Below are 13480 nucleotides of genomic sequence, written 5' to 3' on the forward strand. Positions count from 1 at the left end.
TATTGATTACACGAAAAAGTAAAATGTAGCGCCGCAATTTTCTTTACTTTCTGCCCATATCTTACCATCATGCTTCTCAATAATCTTTTTTGCAATTGCCAGACCAATGCCTGTGCCCTGATAATCCCCTCCCGAATATCTTGAAAATAGATTGAAAATTTCTTCGTTGTATTTTGAATCAAAACCTATCCCATTATCCTTAATATAATACACTGTTTTTCTATCTCGTACTTCACTACCGATCTCTATTTTGGGTTTAATAGATTTTTCGCTGTACTTCAAAGCGTTTGCAATAAGATTAGACCAAACCTGGCTAAGCATACGTTTATCGCCAATTATTTTAGGCATATGCGCTTCCACAAGTATTTCAGTATCTGGATAGTTTGATTTTGTATTGAACGAGATAAAAATATCATCGATCATGGTATTGGTAGTATTCGTATTCTTATGAATATCGCGATTGGTTACACCGGCAAAAGAGAGTATATCATCAATCAAATTTTTCATTTCCTCCGCAGAACTTAAAATAGTGTCTACAGCCATCTGTCCTTCCTTTTGAAGATCTGTATAATGATCTTCTTTAAGAATATGGGCGTAAGCATCTATTCCTCTAAGCGGGGCTTTTAGATCATGGGATAATCCATGACTAAATAATTCGAGTTCCCTATGAGCATCAACTACCTGCTCATTCAATATATCTATCTCTTTCTTTTGATTTTCAAGAACTACATAACTAACACTTTCACTTAATTTACTGGCTCCTCTTATTTCGTAATCTTTCCAGCTATCAGCTACTCCGGTTAATTTTTCTGTCCACTTTTCAAAGGATTTGCGTGGAGTTAGACGTTTCCTTTCTTCGTCATAAGTAGCTTTATTTTCAGGGTTTCCTCCCCATTCTACAGTCTGGATAACCTCAGGTCTAAACCAGATAAGAAAATCTTTATCGCTTTGTCCAAGCTTTACACTTAAGATACCCGATCCTGTTTCTTTAAAGTTTTCAGCCTCTGGATAAAACTGTCGAAGATTTTGGGTGAAAAATAGGTTCTTATTCTGTTTTGCAAGAAAACTCTTAATCAAATGTTTAACCTCTTTTTTCTCCGGGGTGTCTCCCAGGAGTTTTATTTTCCCGTTTAAAACTATTGCGGCTCCCGAGCAATTCAAAAAATCTGTAAGTTTTGTTCTTGCAGAGCTTAGTCCTTTTTTAATACTGTTTTTCTTCTGAATTTGGTTGATAAGCTTCACCCGCAAATCATCCAGCTTTTCAATATTTGAAAGAAAACTACCTGACTCTTTTACCGATAACTCATTAGAAAATACCTGAATAAGAAATTCACAAGTCTGTCGTTGATAATAATTAATAAACTTCGAAGTATTATGGTGACATGCCAGCAAGCCCCATAATTTACCGTTGCTAATCAAGGCCGCGGTTAATGACGCTCCAACTCCCATATTCTGAAGGTATTCAATATGGATGGGCGAAACACCTCGCAATTTTGAATTTGTTAAATCGAGAGGTTTATTATTGACCGGTGAAATTTGAGGGATAATATTTACAGGAGAATAATTCACATCTGAAATTGCACGGACCCTGTTTTTCAGAAATAACTGTCTGGCTTGTTTAGGAATGTCACTTGCAGGGTACTGCAGTCCCAACCAACTTTCCATACCCTCATTTACTTCTTCGGCTATGACCTTCCCATTCCATTCTTCATCAAACTTATAGATCATTACCCTATCATATTCAAAAATAGATTTGGTAATCCTGGCGGCATCATTACAAAGTTCTTCAGCAGTGCGTGATGCAGTTAAAGTATTCAGCAAACTGCTAAGTTCTTTCTGGAAATCATAACTCTCCCTCTTATCATCGATCAATTCAATATCAAGAATAAGATTTTCACTGGTTATTTGCGGAATTACTATAAACTTTTTACCGTTAATCTCTGTTTCTTCAATGTCAAAAACTCCGTCCTCCTTAAGGCTGTTAGTAATGCGTTGCGTAACATTTTTACTGAAAATAGACTCCAGACCCTGGCCAAGCAGATCTTCTGCGGAAATTCCAAACAATTCTTTACAATTTTCACCAATCTGAGTTATTTTAGAACTCTTCCTGTCATAGGCTACTATTACCCCATGGGCTTGAGAAGTCCCAATAATATGTATTGGTTCTTTTTCACAACTGGAAAGATCAACTTTTCCGGGATACCGAATACTATCAGCCATTATGGTTTTAAGCTTTTAATTTAAAGTAAAAAGTACTTCCTACTCCGACTTGCGAGTCTACCCAAATAGTTCCTTCGTGCAGCAATACAATTTTCTCTACATGGGCAAGACCAACTCCGGTTCCTTCCATATCATCATTTCCAGGAACCCTATTGAAAATGGTAAATATGTTTCGCTGATCTTCTTCTGAAATACCTACTCCATTATCAACGATAGAAAATACCCAATGTTTATCTTCTCTATAGGCAGAAATTCTTATTTCTGGTTTTCTGTCTTTTGGAACATATTTAATAGCATTACTAATTAAATTCTGAAATAACAATCTTAACTCAACCTCATAAGCTTTTATCTTTGGTAAAGCGCCTGTATGTATCTGGGCTTTAGAATCCCTAATTCTTTTTCCGAGGTCATATTTAACAACCTCAACCATCTCTTTGGTATTCACCAGTGTTTTATTACCATTCTTACCAATTCTGGAATGTTCCAGCAATGCACGTATTTGAGCCGAAAGCCTGTCTGAGGCGTCCTTAATATATTTTATATAGTTTTCACCTTTTTCATCCAATTTACTGGCATACATTTTTCCCAGTACATCACTACCAAATTTGATGGTTGCCAAAGGTTCCTGAAGGTCATGGGAGCATATAGATACAAATTGCTCAAGATCCCGATTTGCTCTTTCAAGATCATTTTTCTGCTCTTTTAATTGTTCCTGAGCTTTCTTAAGTGCCGAGATATCAACGCAGGTATAACGTATTGTTTTAAGTTTATCATCCTCGTCCTTCTCTGCCGTTGCGTTTAAAATAACCGGTAATAATCTTCCTTTTTTCGTGACCATATTCTGATCAAGATTGATTAATTCCCCCGATTTTTTAATACTGGACTTTAATTGCATTACTACCGCCTGAGAATCTTTATCAAATAAATCTGGTATTAATTTTCCTATAAGATCCTCTTTAGTTTCATATCCAAGCTTTTGAATAGCTTTCTTATTACAATGTATAATTTTTGAAGTTTCTGAATCTACACTAATATGTAAAACAGGATCGTCCTCATAAAAAGATTTGAAACGCTTTTCACTAGCAATTAATCGCTCTTTAGATTTTTGAATACTTTCAATATCAATAAAAGAAATTACCACTCCGTTTATTTCATTGTTAGATTCCATATAAGGAGAAATTCTTTGCAGGTAATTCTTCCCTTCTCTCGAAACAATGTGCTTTTCAAGCACTTTTCCGGTTTTCAGCACTCTATCGCAGCGATCCAGAAAGCTTTGTTTCCTGGTCAAACCAAAACTATTGGTGAAATTATCTATAGGCCTGCCTAGATCCCCATTTATAAGACTGAAATGCTTTTTGATAGCTGGCGTAAACTTTCGAATTTTAAAATCAGAATCCAGGAAAATCACTCCAATATCGGTGCTTTTCAGAAGGTTATTCATATCGGCGTTTAATGCTGCCAGATCATCCATCTTCTGAACATTCTCGGCATTTACCGTATTTATCTCTTCATTTACACTCTGGAGTTCTTCATTGGTACTCTGTAATTCTTCATTGGAAGCCAGAAGTTCCTCATTTGCAGCCTGTAATTCCTCGTTACTGGTTTCTATTTCCTCCAGTGAGGTTTGCAGATCTTCTTTAGTATCCTTTAATTCATTTTCAAGGCTTGCGACATATTCCTTGGTTTGACTTGATGGACTAATTTTAGCGACCTCTTCTATTTCTTCAAAATCAATATCCTTTTCTATAAAAGAGATGATATAATTAGTTTCACCCCCAAGACTATAATCTTTAAATGGTTTTACTATTATATCTGCACCAAACCTCTCACTTCTTTGATTGATTACTGCATCACGATAAACCACCTTTCTGTCTTCCTTAAATGCTTTATTAAATGTAGACTGAACAGCATATTTAAGTTCAGTATCCAGCATATCTAATAAGTTTATCGAAAACCCGCTTACCGGTAAATTGGCATATTTCCGGAACTCGCCCACAGCCTGAAGAATATTATAATCTGAATCAACAAAGACAGAGGCTCCCCCAAATTGTTCCAGAATCATTTCATTCAATTCTCCCTGTAACTTTTGCCGAATGGGATTTGAATGTGGCCTGGTTGCTTTTCGTTTTCTTTTAGCCTTATTTTGATGCAATTCTGCTGTTGAATTTTCAGAAATAGATGCTTGACCTACTCCGTTTTTAAGTCTGGTACTTGGTTTAATATTTTTATAGATCTTCCATTTCCTATCTATCTCGCTGAAATTTTCCTGGTGGGAATGTACACTTTCGCTGGTTCCCAAAACGAGCACCCCATTTTCCTTTAAAGCATAGTGCAACATATTAAGTGCTTTCTTCTGAATACTATTCTGGAAATAAATAAGCAGATTTCGACATACCACCATATCCATATTACTGAAAGGTGGATTCTTAATAATATTATGTCTGGAAAAAACAACCGATCTCCTTATTCTATCAGAAACCTTATATCCATTAGATTTACTAACGAAGTATTTAAGTAAAAAATCTTTAGACACATCGGCAACGATGCTTTCCGGATAGAACCCCTTACTACCAATATCAAGATGCGGTTGAGAAATATCTGTAGCAAAAATTTTAATCTCAATATTTTTACCCTGTTTTTCCATTTCTTCATGTAAACACATAGCAAAAGAATATGCTTCCTCACCGGTGCTACATGCTACATCCCAGACTTTTAAAATTTCCCCGTCCGCTTTTTCGTGAATCATTTTTGGAAAAACATGAGTCATCAAAGATTCCCATACTTCATCATCACGAAAAAACTTTGTAACCCCAATAAGAAATTCTCTATATAAAATTTCTACTTCCTCATTTTCACTGGTTAAAAAGTTATAATATTCCTTTAAATTTTGACATTTGCAGATATTAACCCTTCTGGCAACTCTTCTGGCCAGCGTAGCATATTTATATTCTCTAAAGTCCAGTCCAGACTTTTCATCGATATAATTAAGTATTTTATTTAATTCCTTTTCATCGTATTGAACATCGCCATCTTTAAAATGAAATATAGGAGGACTTGAAATAAAATCTTTTAACTCGGGCCCCATCTCTTCTACAGGTAAAATATAATCTACAAGACCGGTATTAATGGCACTCTTCGGCATCCCGTCAAACTTTGCCTGTTTGGGATTCTGCACCATCACCATTCCATCATTTTCCTTAATAGCCCTGGTTCCCCTGGTACCATCACTACCTGTACCACTCAATACTACCCCAATAGCCCTTTCTTTTCTTTGCTTCGCCATAGATTCGAAAAACATATCTATAGGCAGATTGAGGGTCTGGTTTTTAGGCTTTTCAGTAAGTCTGAGAATTTCATCTTCGAGAACAAGATTATTGGCTGGTGGGATAAGGTATATATGCCCCTTTTTAATCTCCATCTGATCTTTGATCTGAACAATTGGTAGATTGCTATTCTTACTTAGAAGCTCACCCATCATGCTTTTGTAATCCGGGGATAAATGCTGAATTACAACAAAAGCACTTTTATCATTAGCAGAAATATTTTTGAAGAATGCCTTTAAGGCTTCTAATCCGCCAGCACTCGCTCCAACTGCAACTATTCTTGGTTGATCTATATTACTTTCATTTACAGTTGCTACTGTAGAAACCTCTTTCGTATTTTCCATTAATCTGAGCAGTAAGTTATTACTCTAAAAATATCCAAAATTTTTCAAAACGTAATAATATAATTTTTTCACATCTTTTTATACTACAAATCAAACATTTATTGCGGCAAATGATTAGTATTAACTGATGTTTCCAAAGGTTTAGATCTTTCAATATTGATAAAAAACAATAAAATACGAGCTTAAATGAGCATTGAAGCCAAAAAGCATGACATAATTTCAGATTATTGCCATTTCTGCAAAGAATTGAACCAATTAGAAAATCGAATCGGTAATTAACATAATTTTAAGAGATATTGATCTAGGCTTAAAATAAAGATCATTTTCTGATTACATATTTCCATGCTGATGGAGTGAATAAACAGAAATATTCACAAAATGAAATGATTTATTGAGTATTAAACACTTATCCCGACTTAAAAATCAATATATTTTAGTGGAATTTATGTTTTTATTAATGTATGCTTTCGCCAAATCAGGCTAAATTATAAGGCTAAACTAAATTCTAATTAGCAATACTGGCTTTATCGCATGGTATTTGCCAAATAATGGGCGGAACTAATTAGCAGAAAGCTAAAATTAATTGAACCAAAAAAGTAAAAATGAAGACATTAGTTATTGGAGCAGGAAACATGGGATTAACTTATGCTGAAGGGATGGCACAATCTGCCATGCTTAATCGCAGAAACCTTATGATTTTCGATAAGTCAGCAGATGTGATAGCAAGATTAAGAGATCTTGACCACTTTGATGTGTATGAGTCTCTTGAAGAGTGCCTGCCCAAAGCAGATATGGTATTCGTTGCAGTAAAACCCTACCACTGTGATGACCTTTTTGAAGAAATGAAGTCGATGGTTAATAAGGATCAAATATTTGTATCTCTTATGGCCGGTGTAACTATTAATAAAATTCAGGAAGGTCTTGGTGTTAAAAAAGTTGTTAGATCTATGCCTAATCTTCCAGCCCAGGTTGGAAAAGGTGTTACTTCCTATACAGAATCTAAAGAAGTATCTCGCGTGGAGTTATTAATGGTGAGAAATCTGTTAGATACTACAGGAGAATCCATACATGTGGAAAATGAGAATTATATAGATGCTTCTACAGGGATTTCTGGTAGTGGGCCGGCATATGTTTTCTATTTTATGAATTCTATGCTGGAAGCAGCTCTAAAAATGGGATTCTCTAAAAATGATTCCAAAGTATTGGTAAGTCAAACTTTTGAAGGTGCCGTTGAATTATTCAATCAGAATGATCTTTCTCCAGACACCTGGATGGATCGTGTAGCATCTAAAGGTGGAACTACCAGAGCAGCATTAGATTCTATGGACGATAACAACGTTAAAGAATTAATTAAAGATGCAGCCTATGCGGCTTTTGACCGTGCAGTAGAACTTGGAGAAGAAAAATAATTATATTAATATTCAAAATTGAGATAACAAAAGACTCTAAAAATGGATAAAAAGAGAAGAATTGTTGTAAAGGTCGGTACAAATGTAATGACCAATAAAGATAATAGAATATTAGGCCCGGTATTAAAAAGCCTCGTAAGACAAATCGCCACTTTATATGAAGAAGACATTATGGTGGTATTAGTTTCTTCAGGATCAGCGATCGCTGGTAAGGAGATTCTTGGCGAAATTAATATTGAGGATGCAAGTAAACGTAGACAGGTTTATTCCTCTGTGGGACAACCTAGAATGATGAGACACTATTATAGTATCTTCCATGATTACGGAATGAGATGTGCCCAGGTACTAGCTACGAAAAGAGATTTTAGCCCTGGAATTCACAGGGAGAATATGATCAATTGTTATGAATCTTTACTTTCAGAAGGAATAATTCCTATTGCGAATGAAGATGATGCAGTATCGGTGACCATGTCTATGTTCTCTGATAATGATGAATTGGCGAGTCTGGTTGCTGAATTAATCGATGCTGAAAAGTTGATTATTCTTAGTGATACCGATGGATTATATACCGGACACCCTGAACATGACGATTCAGAAAAGCTAAACAATGTACAGGTCGATGAAAATGTTGAAAAATACGTTCAGGAATCTGACAAAGGTGAAGGTGAAGGCCGAGGAGGTATGGAATCCAAAATTAAGATCGCTAAAGGTACTGCAGCCAAGAATATTACTACTTACATCGCCAACGGTAAACGTGAAGATGTAATACTAGATATAATGGCCGGTAAACCTGTAGGAACCAAATTTACCTCGTAAAAAAAATAGATTAACTAAACTAAAGAAACGAAGAAATGAAGTTGATAAAATCAGAAGTTAAAAATAGTGTACTTAAATCCATGATGAAAATTCTGGATAAAAGACGTGAAGAAATAATTGCAGCCAATAAAAAAGATCTTGATGCTTTTACTAAAGAAGATCAGGCCATGTACGACCGTCTTATCGTGAATGACAAGAAAGTAGATGGAATGATTCAGTCTGTAAAAGAGGTAATGGATCAGGATGACCCTGTTGGAAAAACTATAGAGCATAAAAAGCTAGATACAGGTCTTGATATTACTAATAAAACAGCCCCTTTTGGAAACATCATGATCATTTACGAATCTAGACCTGATGTTACCATTGAAGCAGCTGTACTTGCATTTAAAGCAAATAATAAAATTTACCTTAAAGGAGGTAAAGAAGCTATAAATAGTAATCAAATTCTTGAAGAGTGCTGGCATGAAGCCTTGAAAGAAAATGATCTTGAAAAAGACTGGATCGAACTCCTTCATTTAGACAGAACCAAGACTCAGGAATTTCTTAAAAATCCACCGGTGCAATTAGACCTAATAGTACCAAGAGGTGGAGAACGTTTAATTGCATTCGTGAAAGAACATGCAACCGGCGCAGTGCTGGTAAGTGGTAGAGGAAATAACTTCCTTTATGTTTCTAAGAATGCCGATATGGAAGTAGCGAAGAAAGTAATGCTGAATGCCAAAATCGATAAGATCTCAGGTTGTAATGCACTTGATAAAGTACTTATTGATAAGAACCTTCCAGATTTTGAAAATAAAGTGAAAGAACTTTACGAGATGTTTTCTCAAAACAAAGTGAATATTCTGGTAGATGATGATGTTGCGAAGATACTTCCAGACGCAGAGAAAATACCTTCTGAAGATACCTGGTATGAGGAATTTCTTGCTATGAGAATTGTACTTGGCTCTATAGATGGTACAAACGACGCTATTGAAAAGATCAACAAATATTCCGGAGGGCACTCTTCTGTAATTATTACTAAAGATAAAGAAGAAGCTGCTACTTTTATGGAGCAGGTAGATAGTGCTGCTGTATATCATAATGCCTCTACCCGATTTACCGATGGTGGGCAAATGGGAGCTGGTGCAGAGCTGGCAATTAGTACAGATAAATTACATCACCGAGGGCCACTAGGTCTTAAGCAATTAGTAACCAATAAATACTATGTGTTGGGTGAAGGACATATTAGAGAATAAGGAATAGTATTCATAGAAAATAAAAAAGGCGCCAATCAGCGCCTTTTTTGATTGTAACAAATTACTTAAAATCCAGTCTAACATCCTAAAGATAATATTTCATGAAAAAAATAATTCTGGGAGTTGCTACAGTCTCACTTCTTTTTGCCTGTAAAACTCAAAATGTAACTGAAACACCTACCACAAAACCTACCGTTGCTAATATTAATCTGGTAGATGTAGAAAATGATAAAGTATGGGTTACCGTTAATCCTGACAGGTTTACTATAGACAGTACAAGTTTTTATATCCCAAAAACAGTTCCGGGCACCTACTCTACAGACAACTACGGGAAATTTTCAGAAAACTTCAAAGCCTTAAATTATAAAGGTGATGAGATGGAGTTTGTGAAAATAGATGAAAACAGCTGGTCTATTAAAAATGCAAAAGATCTTGATAAGGTCATGTACCAGGTTAACGATTCTTTCGACTGGGAAGGCGAAGGCGGTGTTTATTCTATGGCTGGTACTAATATTCTTAAAGACAAGAACTTTCTTCTAAACCTGCATGCTTTTGTAGGGTATTTTGATAAAATGACAGAAAAGGAATTTCGTCTTGAAATTCAGAGACCTTCCGAATTAATCCCGGGAACAGCACTTACTGTAGATCAAACGATTGAGGGTGAAAATAGCAAAACCGACATCTATAATCTGGATCGGTATTTTGAAGTAATTGATAATCCTATTATGTACTCCAGCCCTGATACTACCAGCTTTATGGTGCAGGATATGCAGGTACTCATAGACGTATATTCTCCAAATAAGAAATTTTCCGCAGAGAGTCTTAAACCTGGAATGGAAAAAATGATCCGCGCTCAGAAAAAATTCCTTGGAGACATTAATAGTACAGATAAATATGCCATTCTTGTTTATTTATCTGCAACACCGGGACAGAATGATGCCGGTAATTTTGGAGCGTTAGAACACCATACTTCTACGGTAGTTGTGATGCCTGAAACTATGGAAGCTGCCGCGCTTGATAAAAGTATGACCGATATTGTTTCTCATGAATTCTTCCATATTATTACTCCTCTTGGAATACATTCTAAAGAAGTACATTATTTTGACTATAACGATCCAAAAATGTCACAGCATTTATGGATGTATGAAGGAGTGACTGAATATTTTGCCAATCTTTTCCAGGTAAACCAGGGATTGATAAGTAACCAGGAATTCTATGATAGAATGGTAGATAAAATAAATGTATCTAAAAGATTTGATGATACCGTTCCTTTTACTGTAATGAGCAAGAATATTCTAACCGATGAGTATAAGGATAGTTATTATAACGTTTATCAGAAAGGAGCACTTATAGGAATGGCTCTGGATATTCGCTTAAGAGAACTTAGCGGTGGCAAAACAGGTATTCTTGACTTAATGAAAAAGCTGAATGCTAAATATGGAAAAGACAAACCTTTTGATGATGACCAGTTAATATCAAATATTGTGGAATTGACTTATCCTGAAATTCAGGATTTCTTCGATACCTATATTACCGGTACTACTCCTATTCCATATAATGAGTTTTTTGCGAAAGCCGGTATAGAGGAAAAAGAAATGATGAGTGAAGTCGGGTATTTTCTTAAAGGTCAAACTCCTTATATCACTGCGAATCAAGAAACGATGCAAATAATATTTAGAGATAATATTGAATTAAATACATTTCTTAAAGACCTTGGTGTTAAAGGTGGAGATATCGTAAAAACTATCAACGGTACCGAGTACAATATCAAAAATGTATACGATTTGATTAATGCTTCAAATAACTGGAAAAAAGGAGATGCCATTAGCATGACCATAATTAGAGATGGCGCAGAAATGAAACTGGAAGGGAAAGTCACTAAACCAATGGATAAGGAAATGAAAATGGTGGAAATGCAAACTACAGATGGAAACCAGATGGAACTAAGAAATGCCTGGTTAAAGGGATAAATTATTTGAACTATTAATTATAAAGTAGCGGTAGGATTTTCCTGCCGCTTTTTTTGTTTTAAGTTCTATACAAACCGCATAACTTATTATCTTTAAATTCGATTAAAACCAGCCAATTCATGGAAATACCTATTCTACAGGACATAGTTATTATTTTAGGATTATCTATAGTTATCATTTTAGTTTTTCAAAAATTAAAACTGCCGGCGATTCTGGGCTTCCTCATCGCAGGAATAATTGCAGGTCCTCATGCTTTTAATTTAATAAGCTCCCAACATGAAGTGGAATTACTTTCTGAAATTGGAATTATCTTTTTACTCTTTGTTATTGGAATAGAATTATCACTAAAAGGGCTGGCCGCCATAAAAAAAATCATCTTCATTGGTGGTAGTTTGCAAGTAGGTGGCACCATTGCAATTACCGCGGCCATCTCCTATTTTATAGGTTTACCTTTAAATACTTCCATATTTCTTGGTTTCCTTTTTAGCTTAAGTAGTACAGCAATTGTTTTAAAATTACTTCAGGAGAAAGGTGAAATTTCCACACCTCATGGTAAAATAGGCCTTGGAATATTGATATTTCAGGATATTATCGTAGTGCCTATGATGTTGTTTACTCCGCTTCTTGCAGGAGAAACTCCTAATATAGTATCTACGATCATCATCATGGTATTAAAGATATTACTCGTGCTTATGATTGTTTATATTCTTGCTCGGTTTGTGGTACCAAAGGTTTTCGGCTGGGTTGTAAAAACAAAAAATAAGGAGTTATTCATTCTAACGGTGGTAGTATTTTGTTTTAGTGTTGCCTGGCTTACCTCCACCGTTGGATTATCATTGGCTCTAGGCGCTTTTTTCGCCGGACTTATTATTTCTGAATCAGACTATAGCCATCAGGCAACTGCAAACGTGCTGCCGTTTAGGGAAATTTTTATCAGTTTCTTCTTTATCTCTGTAGGAACCCTGCTGAACCTGGAGTTTTTCTTTAACAATTTATTGAATATCTTCCTGCTGGTAATTGGAGTGATCTTCTTAAAAATGCTGGTAGTTGGTCTCACGGTTCTAATTTTAAAATATCCCGTACGGACTATTTTTCTATCCTTATTCAGTCTTTTTCAGGTTGGAGAATTTGCGTTGTTACTTTCAGGAGTAGGAAAAGACAATGGCATTATTCCTGAAAATATTTATCAGTACTTCCTGGCGATATCAATTATAACGATTGGTGTTACGCCATTTTTAATTGCTTCAGCTCCAAGAATTACCTATGCAATTCTTAAAGCTCCCATTCCTGCTTCCGTTAGAAAACGTCTTGAAAACATCAAGCGAAGTACTAAAGCTGAAGAGGAGTTTTCAGAAGAAAACCTACATGATCATTTGGTTCTTATAGGTTATGGTATTAACGGTTCTAATATCTCAAAAGCGGCGAAAAAGGCCGAAATCCCTTACGTAATCATTGATGCTAATCCAGAATCTTTTGAGAAAGCAAAAGAAAATAAGGAGCCCATTATTTTTGGAGATGCTACCAACGATACCATCTTAAAGCATGCACATGTTCAGGAAGCAAGGGTTATCGTAATTGCAATTTCAGATCCCGGAGCGACAAAAAAAATGCTGATGAGTATTAGACAGTTTACCCAAACTGCGACAATTATTGTAAGAACAAAGTATGTTAAGGAAATGGAAGATGTAATCCGGCTTGGTGCAGATGAAGTTATTCCGGAAGAATTTGAAACTTCTATTGAAATTTTCACAAGGGTTTTAAAAAAGTACCTGGTTCCATTTGATGAAATTCAGGAATTTATCAACCAGATTCGTTCTTCAGATTATGAGATGCTTACTTCCATGAAGAAGAGTCCGCACTCCCCTGCTCTGCAACATTTAAATATTCCGAATAGAGAGATCGTAACGCTTAAAGTTAAAAAAGACAATCATCAAATTGTAGGTAAAACCATCGAGGATTCGGGCATTGGAAAGAATTATCGGGTCACCTTACTGGCTATTCAACGAGATAGAAGATATCTTACTGAAATCTCTCCTGAGACTATCATTCATCAGGGAGATCTGCTATACTTATTCGGTCATCCAAATAACATTAACCATTTAAATAATCTGCTTTCCTTTTAATCTCGCTTAATTTTATAAATTTAGGCACCTAACAATTTAC

7 protein-coding genes are annotated in these 13480 nt (G+C 35.5%); 5 read left to right on the forward strand and 2 right to left on the reverse strand.

Annotated features, from left to right (window positions below):
• Positions 1 to 6: 6 nt before the first annotated feature.
• Both GFO_RS09200 and GFO_RS09205 read right to left on the reverse strand, forming a co-directional pair.
• Positions 7 to 2220: an ATP-binding protein gene (locus GFO_RS09200; protein ID WP_011709831.1), complete on the reverse strand. Its 2214-nt coding sequence runs from the start codon at positions 2218 to 2220 to the stop codon at positions 7 to 9.
• 7 nt (positions 2221 to 2227) lie between these two features.
• Positions 2228 to 5887, reverse strand: a complete 3660-nt coding sequence (locus tag GFO_RS09205; RefSeq protein ID WP_011709832.1) for a chemotaxis protein CheB — start codon at positions 5885 to 5887, stop codon at positions 2228 to 2230.
• A 602-nt stretch (positions 5888 to 6489) separates the two neighbouring features.
• Here GFO_RS09205 and proC point away from each other — a divergent pair.
• The 5 genes from proC (at position 6490) to GFO_RS09230 (ending at position 13440) form a co-directional block, all read left to right on the forward strand.
• Positions 6490 to 7296 (forward strand): pyrroline-5-carboxylate reductase, encoded by an 807-nt coding sequence (gene proC / locus GFO_RS09210; protein WP_011709833.1) that lies wholly within the window; start codon positions 6490 to 6492, stop codon positions 7294 to 7296.
• A 42-nt stretch (positions 7297 to 7338) separates the two neighbouring features.
• Positions 7339 to 8112 carry a glutamate 5-kinase gene (gene proB / locus GFO_RS09215; RefSeq protein ID WP_011709834.1) on the forward strand — a complete coding sequence of 258 codons (774 nt, stop codon included), beginning with the start codon at positions 7339 to 7341 and terminating at the stop codon, positions 8110 to 8112.
• 35 nt (positions 8113 to 8147) lie between these two features.
• Complete coding sequence (locus GFO_RS09220; RefSeq protein WP_011709835.1) at positions 8148 to 9347, forward strand: glutamate-5-semialdehyde dehydrogenase; 1200 nt, start codon at positions 8148 to 8150, stop codon at positions 9345 to 9347.
• 101 nt (positions 9348 to 9448) lie between these two features.
• On the forward strand, positions 9449 to 11317 hold the full coding sequence (locus GFO_RS09225; RefSeq protein ID WP_011709836.1) for a M61 family metallopeptidase: 1869 nt from the start codon (positions 9449 to 9451) through the stop codon (positions 11315 to 11317).
• A gap of 119 nt (positions 11318 to 11436) precedes the next feature.
• Positions 11437 to 13440 carry a monovalent cation:proton antiporter family protein gene (locus GFO_RS09230; protein WP_011709837.1) on the forward strand — a complete coding sequence of 668 codons (2004 nt, stop codon included), beginning with the start codon at positions 11437 to 11439 and terminating at the stop codon, positions 13438 to 13440.
• The last annotated feature ends 40 nt before the right edge of the window (positions 13441 to 13480 follow it).

The organism is Christiangramia forsetii KT0803 (assembly GCF_000060345.1).
Classification (GTDB): Bacteria; Bacteroidota; Bacteroidia; order Flavobacteriales; family Flavobacteriaceae; genus Christiangramia; species Christiangramia forsetii.